This is a genomic window from Burkholderia sp. NRF60-BP8, assembly GCF_001522585.2.
GTDB lineage: Bacteria > Pseudomonadota > Gammaproteobacteria > Burkholderiales > Burkholderiaceae > Burkholderia.
Genome location: NZ_CP013373.1, coordinates 418,828 through 438,907, shown reverse-complemented (window position 1 = coordinate 438,907; position 20,080 = coordinate 418,828). Strand labels below are relative to the sequence as shown.

Annotated in this window: 15 protein-coding genes; 6 read left to right on the top strand and 9 right to left on the bottom strand. The window is 66.7% G+C overall.

Annotated elements, in window-relative coordinates; translation table 11 throughout:
- The first annotated feature begins 122 nt into the window (after positions 1 to 122).
- The 3 genes from tssM to WS54_RS15155 are packed head-to-tail and all read left to right on the top strand — an operon-like array spanning position 123 to position 6,023.
- Entirely contained in the window at positions 123 to 4,082 is a 3,960-nt protein-coding gene (gene tssM / locus WS54_RS15165; RefSeq protein ID WP_059780285.1) for a type VI secretion system membrane subunit TssM, read from the top strand.
- Positions 4,079 to 5,068, top strand: a complete 990-nt coding sequence (gene tagF / locus WS54_RS15160; protein WP_034209805.1) for a type VI secretion system-associated protein TagF — start codon at positions 4,079 to 4,081, stop codon at positions 5,066 to 5,068. Before tssM ends, tagF begins: the two co-directional genes overlap by 4 nt.
- Before the next feature lie 4 nt (positions 5,069 to 5,072).
- Positions 5,073 to 6,023, top strand: coding sequence for an OmpA family protein (locus WS54_RS15155; protein WP_059780286.1), 951 nt, complete (start codon positions 5,073 to 5,075; stop codon positions 6,021 to 6,023).
- A 90-nt stretch (positions 6,024 to 6,113) separates the two neighbouring features.
- Here WS54_RS15155 and tssA read toward each other — a convergent pair whose 3' ends face one another.
- From tssA to WS54_RS15110, 9 genes are all read right to left on the bottom strand, one after another.
- Positions 6,114 to 7,235, bottom strand: coding sequence for a type VI secretion system protein TssA (tssA, locus tag WS54_RS15150; protein ID WP_059780287.1), 1,122 nt, complete (start codon positions 7,233 to 7,235; stop codon positions 6,114 to 6,116).
- A gap of 42 nt (positions 7,236 to 7,277) precedes the next feature.
- Positions 7,278 to 9,947, bottom strand: a complete 2,670-nt coding sequence (gene tssH / locus WS54_RS15145; protein WP_059780288.1) for a type VI secretion system ATPase TssH — start codon at positions 9,945 to 9,947, stop codon at positions 7,278 to 7,280.
- 39 nt (positions 9,948 to 9,986) lie between these two features.
- Positions 9,987 to 11,087, bottom strand: a complete 1,101-nt coding sequence (gene tssG / locus WS54_RS15140; protein ID WP_059780289.1) for a type VI secretion system baseplate subunit TssG — start codon at positions 11,085 to 11,087, stop codon at positions 9,987 to 9,989.
- On the bottom strand, positions 11,051 to 12,886 hold the full coding sequence (gene tssF, locus WS54_RS15135; RefSeq protein WP_059780290.1) for a type VI secretion system baseplate subunit TssF: 1,836 nt from the start codon (positions 12,884 to 12,886) through the stop codon (positions 11,051 to 11,053). The genes tssG and tssF overlap by 37 nt, the downstream gene beginning before the upstream one ends.
- Positions 12,887 to 12,962: 76 nt before the next feature.
- Complete coding sequence (gene tssE / locus WS54_RS15130) at positions 12,963 to 13,448, bottom strand: type VI secretion system baseplate subunit TssE (RefSeq protein WP_034209799.1); 486 nt, start codon at positions 13,446 to 13,448, stop codon at positions 12,963 to 12,965.
- A 48-nt stretch (positions 13,449 to 13,496) separates the two neighbouring features.
- Positions 13,497 to 14,000, bottom strand: a complete 504-nt coding sequence (locus WS54_RS15125) for an Hcp family type VI secretion system effector (protein ID WP_059780291.1) — start codon at positions 13,998 to 14,000, stop codon at positions 13,497 to 13,499.
- Positions 14,001 to 14,070: 70 nt separating this feature from the next.
- Positions 14,071 to 15,561: a type VI secretion system contractile sheath large subunit gene (tssC, locus tag WS54_RS15120; protein WP_034209797.1), complete on the bottom strand. Its 1,491-nt coding sequence runs from the start codon at positions 15,559 to 15,561 to the stop codon at positions 14,071 to 14,073.
- Positions 15,562 to 15,576: 15 nt separating this feature from the next.
- Positions 15,577 to 16,092, bottom strand: coding sequence for a type VI secretion system contractile sheath small subunit (gene tssB / locus WS54_RS15115; RefSeq protein WP_059780292.1), 516 nt, complete (start codon positions 16,090 to 16,092; stop codon positions 15,577 to 15,579).
- Between the two features lie 46 nt (positions 16,093 to 16,138).
- The gene (locus WS54_RS15110; RefSeq protein WP_059780293.1) at positions 16,139 to 16,765 is read right to left on the bottom strand and encodes a tetratricopeptide repeat protein; all 627 of its coding nucleotides are present in this window, start codon (positions 16,763 to 16,765) and stop codon (positions 16,139 to 16,141) included.
- 374 nt (positions 16,766 to 17,139) lie between these two features.
- On the opposite strand from WS54_RS15110, the gene tssJ reads away from it, so the two are divergent.
- From tssJ to icmH, 3 genes are all read left to right on the top strand, one after another.
- Positions 17,140 to 17,751, top strand: a complete 612-nt coding sequence (tssJ, locus tag WS54_RS15105; RefSeq protein WP_034209794.1) for a type VI secretion system lipoprotein TssJ — start codon at positions 17,140 to 17,142, stop codon at positions 17,749 to 17,751.
- 102 nt (positions 17,752 to 17,853) lie between these two features.
- The gene (tssK, locus tag WS54_RS15100) at positions 17,854 to 19,200 is read left to right on the top strand and encodes a type VI secretion system baseplate subunit TssK (RefSeq protein WP_034209793.1); all 1,347 of its coding nucleotides are present in this window, start codon (positions 17,854 to 17,856) and stop codon (positions 19,198 to 19,200) included.
- Positions 19,197 to 19,979 (top strand): type IVB secretion system protein IcmH/DotU, encoded by a 783-nt coding sequence (icmH, locus tag WS54_RS15095; protein WP_034209792.1) that lies wholly within the window; start codon positions 19,197 to 19,199, stop codon positions 19,977 to 19,979. Before tssK ends, icmH begins: the two co-directional genes overlap by 4 nt.
- The last annotated feature ends 101 nt before the right edge of the window (positions 19,980 to 20,080 follow it).

Sequence of the window (20,080 nt, the reverse complement as noted above, 5' to 3'; positions counted from 1 at the left end):
GAGCGCGTTGATGCCAGCCTCCTTCATCCCGTTTGACAGCATGGCGACACATCGCGGCGCCACCCTTGCCGCTCGGCGCGCCTGCGTCGCCTCACCGAATCGCACCGGAACCTGAACGTCCTATGCAACGCATCCTCAACGTGCTGACTCATCCGCGTACGCTCTCGATCGTCGGGATCGTCGCGCTAGCGGCCATCCTGTTCATCGTCGCCGACATGCTGCAGTTGCCGCTCCTGTGGGCGGCGCTCGCGTTCGCGGCGGTCCTCGCGCTGTGGCTCGTCGTCGCGCTGTGGCGCCGCTGGCGCGTGAAGCGCGCGAACCAGCAGCTCGGCCAGGTGCTGGAAGAGCAGGCGGAAACCGGCAAGATCGCCGCCCCGGCCGCCGCGGCGCTCGCACCGGACGCGAAGACGGCCGACCTCGACGTGCTGCGCACGCGCCTGTCGGATGCGGTGAAGACGATCAAGACGTCGAAGATCGGCCAGGTGTCGGGCGGCTCCGCGCTGTACGAACTGCCGTGGTACATCGTGATCGGCAATCCGGCCGCGGGCAAGAGCAGCGCCGTGCTCAATTCCGGCCTGCAGTTCCCGTTCGCGGACAAGAACAGCGCCGTGATCCACGGCATCGGCGGCACGCGTAACTGCGACTGGTTCTTCACGACCGAAGGGATCCTGCTCGACACGGCCGGCCGCTATTCGGTGCACGAGGAAGACCGCAGCGAATGGCTCGGCTTCCTCGGGCTGCTCAAGCGCTATCGTCCGAAGGCGCCGATCAACGGCATCATCGTCACGGCCAGCATCGCCGAACTCACGGGCAACCGCCCCGAATTCGCGATCAACCTCGCGAAAAACCTCCGCCAGCGCGTTCAGGAGCTGACGGAGAAGCTGGAAGTGTTCGCGCCGGTCTACGTGATGTTCACGAAGGCCGACCTGATCACCGGCTTCACCGAATTCTTCAGCAGCAGCGACAAGCACGAGTACGACCGCGTGTGGGGCGCCACCCTGCCCTACGAGCCCGACGACAAGCGTGACGTCGTCGCGCAGTTCGACACGCACTTCGAGGAACTCTACGAAGGGCTGAAGGAGATCAGCGTCGCGCAGCTGTCGCTGTCGCGCGGCAACCAGCTGTCGCCGGGCCAGTTGAGCTTCCCGCTCGAATTCTCGACGATCAAGCCGTCGCTGCGCGCGTTCCTCGCGACGCTGTTCGAGAACAACCCGTTCCAGTACAAGCCGATCTTCCGCGGCTTCTACTTCACCAGCGCGCTGCAGGAAGGCGAAACCAACAGCGCGGCCGCGCAGCGCATCGCGCACCGCTTCGGCCTCGACGGAAGCGCGCTGCCGAAACCGCACAGCGCGTTCTCGAAGAACGGCTTCTTCCTGCGCGACCTGTTCTCGAAGGTGATCTTCGCGGACCGTCAGACGGTGCGCCAGTTCGCGAGCCCGACCAAGACGCGGCTGCGCTACGCGACCTTCTTCGGCTTCGTCGCGGCGCTCGCGCTCGCGCTCGGCGGCTGGACCTGGTCGACGATCGGCAACCAGCAGCTCGTCGCGAACGTGCAGGCCGACCTCGACAACGTCACGCGCCTGCAGCAGGGCCGCAACGACCTGCAGTCGCGCCTGCAGGCGATGGACATCCTCGAGGACCGGATCGAGCAGCTCGAACAGTTCCGCCGCGACAAGCCGCTGTCGGTGTCGCTCGGCCTGTACCAGGGCGACCGCCTCGAACAGCACCTGCTGACCGAGTACTACAACGGCGTGCGCCAGATCCTGCTGGCGCCGGTGTCGCAGAACCTCGCGTCGTTCATGAAGGACGTGAACGCGCACCCCGAACAGCTCGTGCCGATGACGCGCCCGCCCGAATCGGGCGCCGTGCAGGGCGGCACGCTGCCGGTCTCGACGAACGCGGCAGGCGCCGCGCCGCAGGCCGGCGCCGTGCCGGCCGCGTCGGGCGCCGCACCGGCCACCGCCCCGCAACAGGCGGCCGCGCCGCAGGGCGGCCTCTACAGCGACGCGTCGCCGACCAACGTGCAGGACGCGTACAACGCGCTGAAGACGTACCTGATGCTGTCCGACAAGCGTCACGTCGAGCAGGCGCATCTGACCGACCAGCTCGCCCGCTTCTGGCGCGGCTGGCTTGAGACGAATCGCGGCAACATGCCGCGCGACGAGATGATCAGGAGCGCCGAGCGCATGATCTCGTTCTACCTGTCGCGCGTGAACGACAACGACTGGCCGATGATCGACGCGAACCTCGCGCTCGTCGACCAGACCCGCGAGAACCTGCGCCGCGTGGTGCGCGGCATGCCGGCCCGCCAGCGCGTCTACGAGGAAATCAAGGCCCGCGCATCGACCCGCTTCGCGCCGATGACCATCGCGCGCATCGTCGGCGACGGCAACCAGTCGCTGGTTGCCGGCAGCTACGCGATTCCGGGCACGTTCACGCGCGAAGCGTGGTTCGACTACGTGCAGCCGGCGATCCGCGATGCCGCGACCAAGGAACTGCAGGCGAAGGACTGGGTGCTGAACACGTCGACGCAGGACGACCTGACGCTCGAGGGCAGCCCCGAGCAAATCCAGAAGACGCTCGTCGGCATGTACAAGACCGAGTACGCGCAGCACTGGCAGAAGTTCATGCAGGGCATCGCGGTACAGGGCTTCACCAGTTTCGGCCAGGCCGTCGACGGGATGAACCGCCTCGGCGACCCGCAGGATTCGCCGATCCGCAAGATCCTCGAGACCGCGTACGACCAGACGTCGTGGGACAACCCGTCGCTCGCGAACGTGACGATCAAGAAGGCGCAGACGGGCGTCGTGAACTGGGTCAAGCAACTGTTCTCGCGCTCGCAGGCCGGCCAGGTGGCGGCGGCCAACATCGACATCAACGGCAATCCGGCCGAGGTGCCGATGGGTCCGATCGGCCAGGAGTTCGTCGGGCTCGCGCGGATCGTCGCGACGCATGACGGCACGTCGATGCTGAAGGGCTACATGGAGTCGCTGTCGAAGGTCCGCACGCGCTTCAACGTGATCAAGAACCAGGGCGACCCGGGCCCGGGCGCGCGCCAGCTGATGCAGCAGACCCTCGACGGCAGCGGTTCGGAGCTCGCCGATTCGCTGAAGCTCGTCGACGAGCAGATGCTGACGGGCCTGACCGATTCGCAACGCAAGTCGCTGCGCCCGCTGCTGGTGCGGCCGCTGATGCAGGCGTTCGCGGTCGTGATCCAGCCGGCCAGCGCCGAAGTCAACAAGGTGTGGAACGCGCAGGTCTACCAGCCGTTCCAGAGTTCGCTCGCGACGAAGTACCCGTTCGCGGCGAACGCGAAGGTCGAGGCCGGCGCCGGCGAAATCGCGCAGGTGTTCGGTCCGGACGGCTCGATCGCGAAGTTCGTCGGCACGACGCTCGGGCCGCTCGCGGTGCGCCGCGGCGACACGCTCGCCGCCCGCACGTGGGGCGACATGGGCATCGGGCTCACGCCGGAGTTCACGAACGGCTTCGCGCGCTGGGTCGCGCCGCTCGCCGGCGGCGCCGCCGGCAGCGCGGCCGCGTCGGCCGAGCCGCAGACCGTGTTCCAGATCCTGCCGCAACCGAGCACGGGCACGACGGAATACACGATCGCGATCGATGGCCAGCAACTGCGCTACCGCAACACGCCGCCGCAGTGGACCAACTTCGTGTGGCCGAACCCGCAGGGCTCGCCGGGCGCGACGCTGTCCGCGACGACCTTCGACGGCCGCACGGTGCAGCTCGTCAACGAGCCGGGCCGCTACGGCCTCGAGAAGCTGATCAACTCGGCGCAACGCAAGCGCCGTCCGGACGGCACCTTCGACCTGACGTGGGCACAGGGCAGCGTGAACGTGTCGGTGACGATGCGCATCATCAGCACGTCGCAACCGTCGGCCGGCGGCGGCGACCAGCCGCAGCAACAGAGCCTGCGCGGCCTGCAGCTGCCGTCGTCGGTCGCCGACGCGAGCGCGGGCGCCGCGCAGAACGCGACGCAGTCCGCAACCGGCACCTCCGCCACCGGCACGCCGGGCGCAGCGCCGGCCGTCGCGGCCGCCAACGCAACGAATGCACAGAGGGCGCAATGACGCAAACGGTACAGGCGCAAATCGCCTACTTCGGCAAGATTCCGTCGCGCGGCGACTTCGTGAAGAGCGCGCACAATCCGCAGTTGCTGCAGACGCTCGATCGCTGGATCGCGCAGGCGCTGGAGCTGCTCGCGGAAGATCCGCGCTGGAAGATCGTCTACGAGGATGCGAAGCCGATGCATTTCGCGTTCCTCGGCTCGCGCAGCAAGCTCGCGATCGCGGGCCACATGGTCGCGAGCCACGACGTGTCGATGCGCCGCTTCCCGTTCCTCGGCGCCACCGCGCTGGAGGTCGACCGGCCGCTCGCGTTCCTCGCGCGCAGCCCGCTCGCGTTCGCGCGGCTGTGGTCGCGCGTCGCCGCGCAGATCCCGCCGCTGCTCGGCAAGGACGAGCCGCCCGGCGCGCTGCAGGCGCTCGGCGACACCCAGGTGCCGATCGACATCGGCGGCCCGGGCACGTCGCATGACGGCACCTTCAACGATTTCGTCGAACACCAGTCGCTGTACGGCCTGCAGCAGATGCTGCTCGAAAGCGGTCATCCGGTGCGGCTGCGCGGCGCGATGCTCGCGCTCGGCTCGCTGCTGCGGCCGGTGATGCAGAGCGGCTCGTCGCACATCGAGCGCGGCCTCACGCTGCCGCTGCCGGTCGATCCGTTCTACCGCAGCCTCGTCGCCGCGTTCTGGCTCGAGCTGATCGCGCCGTTCGTCGCGCAGGCCGACTTCGAGCTCGCGATCTTCATCGGCACGATCGCCGAACGCGAACGGCTCATCATCGGCTTCAACGGTGCGTCGGCGAAAACGCTGCTGAGCGTCGTCGACCCGCAGACCTACGCCGCCCACAACATCGACATCGACGATCCCGAGTGGATCGACGCCCATGCGCAAAACGATCAGCAGATCAGCAAGCTCGTCAGCTACCTCGACCAACCGCAACTCTCGCTGCGCGTCGCCATCGACGCGTTCCGCGAAGCGTTCATCGGAGGCTGACGGCATGCATCGCACGATTCAGGTCCGGCGCGCGCGCCTGTCGGCCGCCGTCTCGCCCGCCCTCGCCGCACTGTTCGCGGCCGGCCTCGTCGCGAGCGGCGCGGCCTTCGCGCAGAACACGGGCGCGACCGTCACGCCGGTCGGCAACGGCACGGTCGCGACGACCGTGCTGCCGCAGGCCAACCCGAACGCCGGCGGCGCGTCCGGTACGGCGGTACACGGCACCGCCGGCACGATCGCGCCGCCGCCCGCGAACGCGACGCCCGGCCAGGTGGTCGTCGGCGGCAAGGTGCCCGACGAAGCGACCAAGGCGGCCGTGCTGCAGAAGCTGCGCGACACCTACGGCGCGACGAACGTCGTCGACCAGATCGAGGTCGGCGACGTCGCGACGCCGCCGAACTGGAGCGCGAACGTGCAGAAGCTGCTCGGCGCGCAGCTCAAGCAGATCAGCAAGGGCCAGTTGAGAATCAACGGCACGCAGATCGAGATGAAGGGCGAGGTGCACAACGAGGCGCAGCGCCAGCAGCTCGCGAGCGACATGGCGAACACGCTGAACCCGACGTACACGATCAAGAACGGGCTGCGCGTGTCCGCGTCCGAACAGGGCGTGCTCGATCAGACGCTCGCGAACCGGACGATCGAGTTCGAGACCGGCAGCGCGACGCTGACGCCGCAGGGCAAGCTGATTCTCGACCAGATGGCGGCCGCGCTCGCGAAGATGCCGAACCGCACGGTCGACATCATCGGCCACACCGACAACTCGGGGAATCGGACGTCGAACATCGCGCTGAGCCAGGCGCGCGCGGACGCGGTGAAGGGCTACCTGATCACGAAGAGCATTCCGCCGCAGCAGATGACGACGACGGGCGTCGGACCGGATCAGCCGATCGCGCCGAACGATACGGCGGACGGACGGGCGCGGAACCGGCGGATCGAATTCCGCGTCGGGCAGTAACGGGAAACCGGCCAGCCGCTCGCGCGACGGCGATGCGGCACGGCGCGGCACATGACGGGCGGCGGCAGCAATGCGCCGCCCGTCCCGCGTTTACGACTGCTCGTCGGGCCGCACGCCCAGCAGCTCGCGAATGTGCGACAGCGAGCCGTCGTCCTTCACGACGCTCTCGAGCCACTTGTGCAGCGGCATGTCGGCCCATTCGGCCGCCTTGTCGGCGAGATACGCGACCGGGCTGTGCGGCTCGGTCTGGCGGAAATAGCGCGCCACCGCGCGCAACTGATCGACCGCCTGCGCACGGTTCTGGATGCCGGCGATCATCGGCGTCGCCGGAGGACGCGAAGCGGTCTGCTGCGGCACGTGAGTCTCCTCGGTCTGGATCGGCTGGCCGAACACCGGCTCGATGCGTTCGGGCTGGGCCTGCGGCGCCACCTGCGCGTGCGGCGCGCTGCCCGTATAGCCCTGTTCGCGCGCAAAGCGCTCGGCGAGCCGGTACACGGTCTCGAACGCGTCGCGCGCCTGCCGGAAGCTCGGCGCCGAATCGCCCGCGCGCTCGACGAGCCGCTCCTCGAACGCATCGAGCGCGAATTCGAACGCCTTCAGGTTCGCCAGCAGCGCCGTGTAGAACGCGATCGACGTCATGCGCCGCGACGCATCGATCTGCTCGATCGACGGCTTGCCGCGCGCGATGTCGTCCGCGTGCTCGGGGTCGCGCTTGATCGACTGCGCGACGTGCTGCGCGACTTCCCAGTCGAGCGTGCTGAACGCATTCGATGCGCCGTCCGTCAGCGGCACCGCGCGCAGCAACTCGGCCGTGCGGCCGGACAGCCACGCGACGTTGCCGAGCCGGTGCTCGATGTCGTCGTCCTCGGGCAGCGGATGGAAGGTGTCCCAGAACTCGCGGCACAGGCCCTCGAGCAGCGCATAGCCTTCGGTGAGGCCCGTGATGCCGTCCTCGAGCGCGAGCGCCTCGGTCAGCCATACGGCGAGCCGCAGGTCCTTCGTGCGCGTGCGCAGCAGCTCGCCCGCACGATCGACGACGAAGCCCCAGTCGGCCTCCTTGATCTCGGTCACCCATTCGCCCTGGTCGAGCGTCGGGTCGTCATAGCGCCGCGCGTCCTGGATCGCGTCGAATTCGTTCGAAAACAGCAAGTCGTCGCCGCTGGGCGACGTCTCGCTGATCGGCGTCAGCAGCTCGGGGAGATTGATCGGCATGGTTCGGTCAGTTCATCAATGCTGGGCTGGGCGCGGCCGCGCTCATTCGACGGTGTACGCGAATTCGCCGGCCTCGTCCGCGCGCACCGCGATGCGCGCGATGGCCGCGCCGTCGGCGATCCGGCCGAGCACGTGGCCCGCGATCTCCGGCAGCAGCGTGCCGTTCAGGATGTGGTCGACGTTGCGGGCACCCGAGTCGACCTCGGTGCAGCGCGCGAGCACCGCGTCGACGAGCGACTCGTCCCATTCGAACGCGGCCTTGTGGTTCGTCTCGATCCGGCGGCGGATGCGCTCGAGCTTCAGCTCGATGATCTCGGCCAGCACGTCGTCGGAAATCGGATAGTACGGCACGACCTTCATCCGGCCGAGGAACGCCGGCTTGAAGGTCTTGTACAGTTGCGGACGCAACGTCTCGGCGAGCGCGTCCGGATCGGGCAATTCGTCGGCCGGCTTGTTCAGGCAGGCCTGCATCACCGCGGCCGAGCCGACGTTCGACGTCAGGATGATCAGCGTGTTGCGGAAGTCGATCTCGCGGCCTTCGGCGTCGTCCATCGTGCCCTTGTCGAACACCTGGAAGAACATTTCGAGCACGTCCGGGTGCGCCTTCTCGACCTCGTCGAGCAGCACGACGGAATACGGGTTGCGGCGCACGGCCTCGGTCAGCACGCCGCCTTCGCCGTAACCGACGTAGCCCGGCGGCGACCCCTTCAGGCCCGACACGCTGTGCGCTTCCTGGTACTCGCTCATGTTGATCGTGACCATCTTGCGCTCGCCGCCGTACAGGATGTCGGCCAGCGCCAGCGCCGTCTCGGTCTTGCCGACGCCCGACGGCCCGACGAACATGAACACGCCGCGCGGCTTGTTCGGATCCTCGAGGTTCGCGGTCGCGGTGCGCACGCGCTGCGCGATCGCCTCCAGCGCATGGTCCTGGCCGATCACGCGCGCGGCGAGCAGCGGCTGCAGGTTCAGCACGGTGTCGATCTCGTCCTTCACCATCCGGCCGAGCGGAATGCCCGTCCACGCGGCGACGATCTCGGCGACCACGTGGCCGTCGACCTGCAGCGGCACCATCGGCTCGCCGCCCTGCAGCGCATGCAATGCCGCGACGCGTTCGGCGAGCTTGTCGCGGGTGGCCTGCACGTCGACCGGCTGGCCGTCTTCCGACGGGCCGCGCGCGCGATCGAGCGCGTCGCGCAGTTCGGTGATCTCGGCGACGATCGCCCGCTCGGCTTCGTAGCGTTCTTCGTCCTTCGCCAGTTGTTCGAGCGCCGTGTCGCGCGCGCCGCGCAGCTCGCCGAGCCGCTCGTCGTGCACCGCACCGCCCGCCGCCTCGCGCTCCAGCGACGCGATTTCCGCATCGATACGCTCGATGCGCTTCTTGGTATCGTCGATCGCCGCCGGCGTCGCGCTGTGCGCGAGCGCGACCTTCGCGCACGCGGTGTCGAGCACGCTGATCGCCTTGTCCGGCAACTGGCGGCCGCTGATGTAGCGGTGCGACAGGCGCACGGCCTCGGTGATCGCGTCGTCGAGAATCCGCACGTCGAAATGCTTCTCCATCAGGCCCGACATCCCGCGCAGCATCGCCGCGGCCAGCGGCTCGCTCGGCTCCTCGACCTTCACGACCTGGAAGCGCCGCGCGAGCGCCGCATCCTTCTCGAAGTACTTCTTGTATTCGCTCCACGTCGTCGCGGCGATCGTGCGCAGCTCGCCGCGCGCGAGCGCCGGCTTCAGCAGGTTCGCCGCGTCGTTCTGGCCGACCTGGCCGCCCGCGCCGATGATCGTGTGCGCCTCGTCGATGAACAGGATGATCGGATGCGCGCTCTTCTTCACCTCGTCGATCACGCTCTTCAGGCGGTTCTCGAACTCGCCCTTCACGCTCGCGCCGGCCTGCAGCAGCCCCATGTCGAGCACGTGCAGCGCGACGCCGCGCAGCGGCGGCGGCACGTCGTCGGCCGCGATGCGCAGCGCGAGCCCTTCGACGACCGCCGTTTTGCCGACGCCGGCCTCGCCGGTCATGATCGGGTTGTTCTGGCGGCGGCGCATCAGGATGTCGATCGCCTGGCGGATCTCCGCTTCGCGGCCGATCACCGGGTCGATCTTGCCGTCGCGCGCGCGCTGCGTGAGGTTGGTCGTGTACGTGTCGAGCGCGGGCGTCTTCGACGGGCCGGCCGCGGGCGCCATGCCGTCGGCGACCGGCGCGACGTCGCTGCCGTCTTCATCCGCCTGACGCGGCTCGGCTTCGCTCGAACCGGCCATGATTTCGTCGAACTTGTGCTTCAGGTCCGTCACGTTCATTTCCGCGAACCGCGACGACATCCGTTGCGCGAACTGCGCGAGATCGGGCGCGGTCAGCAGCGCGAGCAGCAGGTGCCCCGAACGGATGCGACCGAGCTGCGAATCGAGCGACGCGATCAGCCACGCCTGCTCGAACAGCGCGATCAGATGCACGGAGAACACCGGCGTGCGCGTGTTGCCCGTCTTCAGGCGCGTCAGCTCGCGTTCGAGATCGGCATGCAGCGCATGCGGGTCGACGCGGCTCGCGCGCAATGCGAGCGGCAGGTCGCCCGTCGCTTCGTCGAGCAACGCGAGGAACAGATGCTCCAGATCGACCTCGTAGTGGCCGCGCGCCAGGCACGCGCTCGCCGCGCGCTCGGTCGCGTGGCGGCACAGCGGGTTCAGTTTCGTGATCAGGGTCTTCAGAGGCGTGCTCATGGCGTCGATCTCAGGTTCGATTGCTTGTTGTTGTCAGGGTCAGTGAATCACGTGCAGTTCGTAGCGGGCGTCGGAGCGGTCTTCGGCGGCGTCGCGCGTGCAGAGAAACGCATCCCAGCCGAGCCGCGAGCCCGTGCCGAGCATGCTCGCGCCGACTTCCGTGCGCTTCAGCACGAGCCTCACCTCGTACTCGAGCGTGACGCCGGCGAGCAGCGTCAGCATCCGCTCGAGCGCGACGGCGTGCGCGCCGCCGGGCAGGAACGCCTCGTAATCGCGCTTGGACAGCGGGCCGACGACGATCCGCGCGCGCATGTCGCGCTGCCACACGCGCTCGCCGACGAGCGCCGTCGCGCCGAGCACCGCGTTGACTTCGCCGAGCACGCTCAGTTGATCGTGCGGCACGTCGTACCACTTGCCGACGAACTGGTCGATCTTCACCGGCACGCGGAAGTAATCGGACAGCGTGCGCTGCAGGTAAGCCGCCGACATCGGCCGGTGCCGCGCGGCCAGCGCGTAGCCGGCCACGGCCTCGTCGAGCACGCCGCCCGGGCCGGCGGCGAGACTGTCGCGCACCTCGTCGCTCGGCACGCCGGCGATCGCGAGCAGCAGCGGCAGGTAGCGCTCGTCGCGGTCGAGTTCGTAATGGAACGGCAGCCGGTATTTCTTCCACGCCGCATAGAACAGCGCGGTCGCGCGGTTCGAGAACACGTCGAAGAACGCACGCGCCGCGTGGTCGCGCCTCAGATGCTCGCGCGCGACGATCTGCTCGGTGTAGTGCAACGGCAGCGCGCCCTGCCCGCCGAGCAGCCCGAAGAACGCGGGCGTCAGCTCGACGCGGCCGAGCTCGCCGGCGGCCAGCGCGGCGTCGCGCTGCTCGTCCGAGTTCAGCGGCGTGCCGTCGTCGTGGTACGAACGCGCGCCCTCGATCTCGCTCGGCGGGAAGCCGAGCGACAGCGTGTTGCGAAATGCGATGCGCTGCGCGACCACGTCGCCCTGCCGCCACGCGCCGGGCGCATCCGATGCCTGCCGCGCGAACAGCCCTTCGAGCACGCGCACCGCCTGAAAGAACTCGAAGCGATGCGGCTCGTCGAGCAGCGCGTCGACTACGCCAGGATCGATTCGCCGGTTCGGGGCTTGCATCGAATGATCTCCTCGCCGGTGCGCTTCGACACGACGACCAATTGAACGAAACTGTTGAGGTGGACGTACAGCCCGAAGAAGCTGTCGAGCACGCGCACGAACGACGCGAGGCTCGCGCCGACGAAGTGTTCCTCGTCGATCGTCAGCCGGATCTCGATGCCGCGCACGAACGTCGCGAACGGCTTGCCGGGCAGCCACTGCACGGCGCCGCGCTGCTCGATGCCGGCGAGGCCGTCGATCTGGCGCATCGACACGGCGGTGCGTCGCAGGTCGTACAGCGTCAGCATTTCCTTCAGCGGCGCGAGGCCGTGCGCGACGAGCGACACGTGGTTGAGCGCGAGGTGCGACACGAGCCGCCAGTGCGCGGCGCGGCCGCGCTCGAAGCGCACGCTTTGCGTCGGGCGGCGCAGCAGCGAGATGCCGCTCGTCTGCGCGCCGCCTTCCTGGAACAGGTCGCCGCCTTCGAGGCCGAACGCCAGCATCGCCGGCAGGTCGCGGTTCGTGCAGGTGAGGTCGAGGCTCAGCGTGTCGGTCTGCGGCGACGTCGGCTCGAAGTCGATGTCGACGATCGAGATCTCGGTTTCGTAGCCGGGGCTTTTCTGCGCGACCCAGTCGTTGCGGCGCGCGAACCAGTAATGGCCGATCCGCGCCGATTCGCCGTGATGCAGCGAATAGAACGGCCGGAACTCGATCACCGATTCCTCGTGCGCCTGCTGCCGGACGAGCTTCACCGAATCGATCGAGTACACCTCGTACGCGAACGCGCGCCGCGCCTCGGCGATCACCGGATACGACACCGCGCGGTGCGTGATGCGGATCGGCTCGCCGTGCTGCTGGAACAGGTTGACGATCGGCGTGCAGAACAGCCGGAAATGGCTCGCCGTCAGCAGCTCGAGCAGGCGCGCGACGTGCGAATCGCTGCGCACGTCCTGCAGCACGAGGTGCAGCGTCGCGCGCTGGCAGCGGCCGGCCGCGCGTGCGATCGCCGCGAGGTCGAAGTCGACGAAATCGAACTTGTCGGGGAACGCGAAGTATTCGGTGAGCAGCCGGTACGCGGGATGCGATTTCGCCGGATAGTCGATCAGCGCGTCGTCTTCGGCGAAGCCGGCCTGCGCGATCGGCAGCTTGCGCAGCGCGGTCCAGCGGCCGTTGCGTTCGGGCTCGACGTACGCGCCGAGCACGTTGACGAACAGGCAGTCGGTCAGCGCGGCGACGAACGACTGCTCGCCGTGCAGATGCGCGCGCAGCGTCGACACCTTCAGCGCGCCGAGATCGAGCTGCGCGGCGAGCGATTCGAACGTGATCGAGATCACGCCCGTCGCGTTCGACGGCAGCACCGTCGCGCTCGGCGCGAGCGCGACCGGCGTATAGCGCGCCTCCGAGATGCGGATCGGCGCGAGCGTCACGTCGTAGGCGGTACGGAACCGGCATTGCACGCCGCGGATCGGGCGGCTCTTCAGCTCGGTGCCGCGATCGACCACGACCGGTTCGGTCTGCTGGCCGGGCGAAGCCGGCGTGAACTGCGCGATCGAGCACGACGGAAACGGCCGCAGGTAGTGCGGATACAGCACTTCCAGCAGCGCTTCGGTGAATTCCGGGTAGTCGTCGTCGAGCTTCTTGTTGATGCGCGCGCCGAGCAGCGCGAACGATTCGATCATCCGCTCGACGTGCGGATCCTCGCAATGCTCGCCGGACAGCGCGAGGCGCGCGGCGATCTTCGGATAGCGTTCGGCGAAATCTCGCGAATAGCGCCGCAAAAACGATAATTCGCGTTCGTAATACGGCAGCAACTCTTCCATCGACGACCCCGAACCTCAATGTTTCATGCCGGACCTGATCGACCACCGGGCGGTCCGGCCCGCTCGGCGGCTTGATTTACTGCATTCGTGCCGCGCGTGCACGCGTGACCGAATATTGCAGCGTCGACGGTTGCAACATCGCGTCGAAACTCACCGGCTCCTCGGCCGGGTGCACGACGAGCAGCGCCTGGATCGCGAAGTAGAGCGCGTTGGTGGCTTGCTCGTTCAGCTCGAACGTCACCTGCACCTGCTGCAGGCGCGGCTCGTGGCGCGCGATGGCCTGCTGGATCGACTTGCAGATGAACGCGCGATCGTAGTGGCTCGCGAGGCTCAGCCCCGCGAAATCGTTCAGTCCGTAGGTCAGCACCGATTTCTGGCATTCCGGCAGGGCGGCCAGCTCGTCCTCGGTGTGCGCGATACGGGTGTTGAGGATCGCCTCGACGTCGCGGGCGACCGTATTCTTGAGCTCGTCCAGCGACAATTGCCGCATCGCGGCCGTTGCCGGCAGATGCGGTTCGTCGTCGAACAGCTTGTCGAGAAAACTGGGTTCGAATCGTTTCATGACGAAAACGGCAACGGGACGCGACGCGCCCCGTTGCCGCAACCGACCTTAGACCGCGTAGGTCTTGTCGTTCTTCGTCAGGCTCCAGGCGCCTTGCGTGTTGCCGCCCTGGTTGCCGCCGATCTTCTGCTGGGTTTGCTTCCACTGCACGGCTGCGTACTTCAGCGAGAACGTCTCGAGCGGCAGACCTTCCTCGCGAACGCTCGGCGCGATGCTCGAGATGATCACGTACTTGAGCTTGACTTCCAGATACTGCACGCGCTTGCCTTCACCGTCCGCGCGCGAGAAATGGACCGTCACTTCGTCGAACGTGGTACCGCCCGAAGCGTGCTGATACAGCAGCGGGCTCGACGAATCGATTTCCTTCGTGAAGATCATGTCGCCGTGCTCGCAACGCGTCATCGTGTGACCGCCAGCGGTCGATGCGGTTGCCGAACGCGGCTGAATGATCGAGTGATCCCACGATTTCAGTTCGATCCAGCCCTGATGGTCTTTGTCCGCGGACTCGCCCTTCACCGCGGGACTACCAAACTGCAAGTGCATATGTAACATGGCCCTTCGACTCCCCAAAGAGGTGGTTTTAACGTCCTACCCAGGCGGCCCGCCCGGGCGATTTACTCGCTTATGAATTTGCCGGTTTGGGCAGATCAGCGACAAGTCGCAGAGAAATCGAGAGTTCGTCGAGCTGAAAGTGCGGACGCAGGAACGCGACCGAACGATACGAGCCCGGCTTGCCCGGAATCTCCGACACTTGTATGGATGCCTCGCGCAGCGGAAATTGCGCTTTCTGTTCCTGCGAGGCGTTGTCGTCGAGCAGGACGTATTGCGAAATCCACCGGTTGAGGAAAGTCTCCACGTTCTGCGCCGATGCGAAGCTGCCGATCTTGTCCCGCATCATCGCCTTCAGGTAGTGCGCGACGCGCGATACCGAGAAGATGTACTGAAGCTGGGCGGACAGGACGGCGTTCGCGTTCGCGCTGTCGGTGCTGTATTTTTTCGGCTTCTGCACCGATTGCGCAGCGAAGAACGCGGCGTAATCTGAATTCTTGCAATGGACGAGCGGGATGAAACCGAGGTCGCTCAGCTCCTTCTCGCGGCGATCGGTGATCGCGATCTCGGTCGGGCACTTCAGCGCGACTTCACCGTCGTCGGTCTTGAACGTGTGGGTCGGCAGATCCTCGACGAGGCCGCCGCCTTCGACGCCGCGGATCGCCGCGCACCAGCCGAAGTCGTCGAACGCGGCCGTCAGGCGCGCCGCGAAGGCCCATGCCGCGTTGCACCACAGGTATTTGTCGTGATCGGTGCCGTCGACTTCCTCGACGAAGTTGAAGTTCTCCGCGGTCTGGCCGTCCTTCGGATTGAACGGCAGGCGGCCGAGGAAGCGCGGCAGCGTCAGGCCGACGTAGCGCGAATCCTCGGCGTCGCGGAACGACTTCCACTTCGCGTATTCGACGGTATCGAACACCTTGCCGAGGTCGCGCGGCTTGCCGAGGTCGGCGAACGACTCGAGACCGAGCAGTTCCGGCGACGCCGACGCGATGAACGGCGCATGCGCGGCCGCCGCGACGTGCGACATCTGCTCGATGAAGTACATGTCTTCCGGCTGGCGCGAGATCTCGTAATCGCCGATCAGCGCACCGAACGGCGAGCCGCCGAACGTGCCGAATTCCTCTTCGTAGACCTTCTTGAACAGCGCGCTCTGGTCGAACTCGCTCGCGCCCTTGAAGTCGCGCACGAGGTCGCGCTTCGGTGCGTGCAGCGCCTTGATCTTGATCGTCTGGCCCGTGTTGCTTTCCTTGACCAGATAGTCCATCCCGCGCCACGTGCTTTCGAGGCGCTGGAATTCCGGCGCGTGCATCACGGCGGAAAGCTGCGTGGAAATCAGGCGGTCGAGTTCCGCGACGCGTGCGTCGATCGTGGCCGACAGGTTGTCCGACACGATCACCGTGCCGTCGAGCACCTGGTGCACGAGTTCGCCGATCAGGTCCTTCGCACGCGCATGCTCGGAATCGGATTTCGCGACCTTGCTCTTCTCGACGATGTCGTCGAGCAACGAAGTCCCGGCGGCGTATTCCGCGCCGCTCGCTTGGGCCGCAGCCGTTTGCTGGTTCATCTCAACACTCCGTCGTCATTCGCCGTCTTTGTCGCCGCCGGTGCCCTTCGCGAGCTCCTGCAGCTGCTGCGTGTTCTTCAGCACCTCGGACAGCAGATCCTCGAGCTTGTCGTTGCCGGCGAGCTTGTTGCGCAGGTCGGCGAGCTTCGAGCGCGCCTCGAGCAGGCGGCGCAGCGGCTCGACCTGTTCGACGACCTGGTCCGGGCTGAAATCCGACAGCGAGCGGAACTTCAGGTCGACCGCGAACTTGCCGCCTTCCGGGCTCAGGCGGTTTTCCACCTGGAACGCGGCACGCGGCTCGATCGCCTTCATCACGTCGTCGAAATTGTCGCGGTCGATATTGACGAACTTGCGGTCGCGCAGCTTCGGCTGCTCGATTTCGGACTGCCCCGCCAGATCGCCGACGACCCCGACGACGAACGGCAGTTCCTTCACCTCGATCGCATCGCCCTTCTCGACCTCGTAGGTCAGCTGGACGCGCGGCGGCCGTATTTTCTGCAAGCTTTTCTGAATGCTTTCTTTCTTGGCCATCTCGACGGCTCCCAGGTTAGTTGTGGTTATCGCGTCAGTTGCGGTTTCAGTTGCGCAGTGCGCCGAACGGATCCGCGCTGCCCTTTTGCGCCGCGGGCGGCGTCGGCATGGTCGACGCCGCCGCCTCGGCGGCCGGTGCGGCACCGCCCTTCGGACGATGGACGACCCGGCGCGGCGGGCGCGGTTTCGCGACCTTCGTTTCCGGCGGGAACAACGCCGATTCGCCGAGCGTGTCGCGCAGCTGCTTCGCGAGCGCCTGCGCGTCGGACTTCGCGTCGCCCGCGAGCGACGCGTCCTGGCGCAGCTCGCCGAGCGACTGCGTCGCGATCCGCAGGCCGGCGACGGCCAGCACGCTCTTCGCCTGACGATCGGTCGCGTCGCGCTGCAGCGCTTCCTGGGCGGCGACGATCGCCTGCCCGTAATGGTTTTGTGCGAACTGGATTTGCGCGATGCGCGACCACGGTTCCTCGCGCGTCGGATCCGACTTCGCGAGCTGCTGGTACAGGCCGAGCGCCTTGTCCTGGTCCCCCGCCTTCGCGACGGCGTCTGCATCGGCCAGCGACTTGTTGAACACTTCCGCAGTCGGCGGCGCGGGAGGCTGGCTCGCACAGCCGGCGATCACGCCGCAAGCCACCACTACCCCAGACAGTTTTGCGAACAGACGGTCTTTCATCGTTATATCCACCGGCGCGTGAGTTTTAAATCGTTGAGAATCTGGTTCTTTTGCTTTGCAAGAAGCGCGCGGGTATAGTACCGATCAATTTTTCATAATTCAATCGTCGTGTGAAGAGTAATTCCTTTTAAAACCGGGCGCTACCCCCTCGAATGGCCTCTCGCCGCGGGCTCGCGGCGGTTTTTCCTTTCGACCGGAATGCGCAAGTTTTACTGGCCGCACGACCCGCCGCCCGGATGGCGGAAAAAATTTCCGAACGCTTGCCTGGCGCGGGCGGGCTTAATAGTTGAACGATGCAATGTCGGGGATACGCAGCGAACGCGGCAATATCCCGGCAGTTTTGACAGGGATAAAGGCGGCACGCCGGAAAAACGATGAGATCGTCCATGATTCGCTACGCGCTGCCGCTGGTTGCGTGCGCCCTTCTGGCCGGATGCGCGGCCGCCCCGCTGCTCGGCTCGGCCGCCAGCGCCGTGATGTCCGCGGCCGGCATCGGCAAGCCCGAGGTGCCCGACGCGCAGAAGCCGCCGCGCAACATCGGCCTCACGCTGGCCGCCGCGCCGAACCTGAATGCCGCGACCGACCACAAGCCGCTCGCGCTCGTCGTCCGGCTCTATGCGCTGAAGGACCCGACCTCGTTCCAGCAAGCGCCGTTCGACGCATTTACCGATCCGACCAAGGAAAAAGCCGCACTCGGCGCCGATCTGCTGAATGTGCGCGAAATCACGCTGATTCCGGGCCAGCGCTATACGGCAACCGAGAAGGTGTCGCGTGAAGCGCAGGCATTCGGCATCGTCGCGCTGTTCCGCGATCCCGCAATACAACGATGGAAACTGACGTTCGATCCGGTGAAGTCGGAGAAATCCGGCATAATCGTCGGCCTGCATAATTGCGCGATGACGGTCACCGACGGTACGGTCATCGCTCCGCAGCAGGGTGCGCCGTCGCAACCGCTGAATATGCTTTCTTCGGTCTCCTGCGGTTAAACATGACGCACGAATGTCAATTAACAAGAGTTAACAATTGGCGATTTAATTCGGGCACGAACAAATCGATTACATCGCAACGCCACATTAACCGGATTTGACATGAGTTATTCGGCCAAGGTGCTGTGGGGGGAAGGGCTGTTCCTCCGGCCTCAACACTTTCAGCGGCAGGACGCGTACCACGAGGCGCGCCTGTTCGAGTCCATCCAGGCGATCCAGCCGTACAACTGGGGCGTGCGCTCGGTGCGCATCGACCGCGACGCGCTCGGCAGCAACGTGCTGCGGGTGGCCGAGCTCGCGCTCGTGTTCCCGGACGGCGCGCTGTATGCCGCGCCGCAGGCCGACGATCTGCCGCCGCCGATCGCGCTGGATACGTTGCCCGACGGCATCAACGAATTCGTGTTCTATCTCGCGCTGCACCCGCTGCGCGAGAACGGCACCAACTACAGCGACGATCCGGCCGCCGGCTTCATGACGCGGTTCGTCAGCGAGCAGACGAGCGTCGCCGACAACTTCACCGACGCCGCCGAAGCCGACATCACGTTCCTGAAGACGCAGGTCAAGCTGATCGCGCACAGCGAGCCGCGCGACCAGTTGCTGTCCGTGCCGCTCGTGCGCGTGCGCCGCACCGCGACGTCCGGTTTCGAGATCGACGACAGCTTCGTGCCGCCCTGCCTCGCGATCGAAGCGTCGCCGATCCTGCACCAGCGGCTGCGCCAACTGGTCGACGCACTGCAGGCGAAGGTGAACGCGCTGTACGGCTTTCACCGCGAGCCGTCGAAGAACATCATCGAATTCCGCTCCGGCGACATCGCGTCGTTCTGGCTGCTGCACACCGCGAACGCCGCGTTCGCGACGCTCGCGCACCTGCACCAGCACGCGGCGCTGCATCCGGAGCGGCTGTTCCACGAACTGCTGCGCCTCGCCGGTCAATTGATGACGTTCTCGAAGGGCTATACGCTCGCCGACCTGCCCGTGTACCGCCACGACGATCCCGGGCCGAGCTTCGCGCGTCTCGACCTGATGCTGCGCGAATTGCTCGACACCGTGATCTCGACGCGCTATTTTGCGATCACGCTCGACGAGGTGCGCCCGTCGTTCCACCTCGGCCGCCTCGATTCCGGCAAGATCGACGACAAGACCGAGTTCTACCTCGCGGTATCGGCGGACATGCCGAGCGTCGAGCTCGTCGATGCGGTGCCGGCCCGCTTCAAGGTCGGTGCGCCCGACGACGTCGACAAGCTCGTGCTGTCGGCCATGCCCGGCGTGCGGCTGTCGTACACGCCGCAGGTGCCGCCCGCGATTCCGGTGCGCCCCGGCGCGTGCTACTTCGCGCTCGATTCGCGCAGCCCGCTGTACGAGCGCATGCTGCAGGCCCAGTCCGCGATGATCTACGCGCCGACTGGCATCAATGACCTGAAATTCGAACTGATCGCGGTCACATCATGAGCTACGCGCCCTCCCTGTTCGGCGACAACGTGCCGCCGCCCCAGCATAGCCCCGCGTCGACGGACTCCGCGTTCCAGGCCCGCTCGCTGCTCGATCTGCTGTACGACGGGTTCTTCATGCTGTTCCTGCTCAAGAACGGGCGGGAGCCGGACAGCGCCAGCGAGTTCAGCACGCGGATCCAGGAATTTCTGTCGGATTTCGAGCGCGGCGCGAAGAAGCTGAACATCGCCGCCGAGGACGTGTACGGCGCGAAGTTCGCGTTCTGCGCGGCCATCGACGAGATGGTGCTGTCGTCGCAGTTCAAGATCCGGACCGACTGGGAACGCCGGCCGCTGCAGCTCGTGCTGTTCGGCGAGCAACTCGCGGGCGAGAAGTTCTTTCAGTATCTCGAGGAAGGTCGTGCGCAGGGTGCGGCCCGACTGCAGTCGCTCGAGGTGTTCCATATGTGCCTGCTGCTCGGCTTCCAGGGCAAGTACCTGCTCGAGGGGCCGGAAAAGCTCGCGTATCTGACCGCGCGGCTGGGCGACGAGATCGCCCACATGAAGGGCAAGCGCGCGCCGTTCGCGCCGCATTGGCCGCTGCCCGATCAGATCGCGCATCGGCTGAAGCGCGAGGTGCCGGTCTGGGCGATCGGGGCGGTTTTCGCGCTCGTCGCGCTGCTCGCGTTCATCGGGCTCAACACGTATCTGAAGGACAAGACGCTGCAGACGCTCGCGCCCTATTCGCAGGTGATCAAGGTCGGGCCGGAGTCGGCTAATTTGACGATTTCGCTGCCGTAACGGGCATACGTTTTTCGAACGCCGTTTCATGGGAAAAGGACCGCTTGGCGGTCCTTTTTCGCTTCTGTCGGCTTTGTCCGGACAACTGAAGAAGACCGACG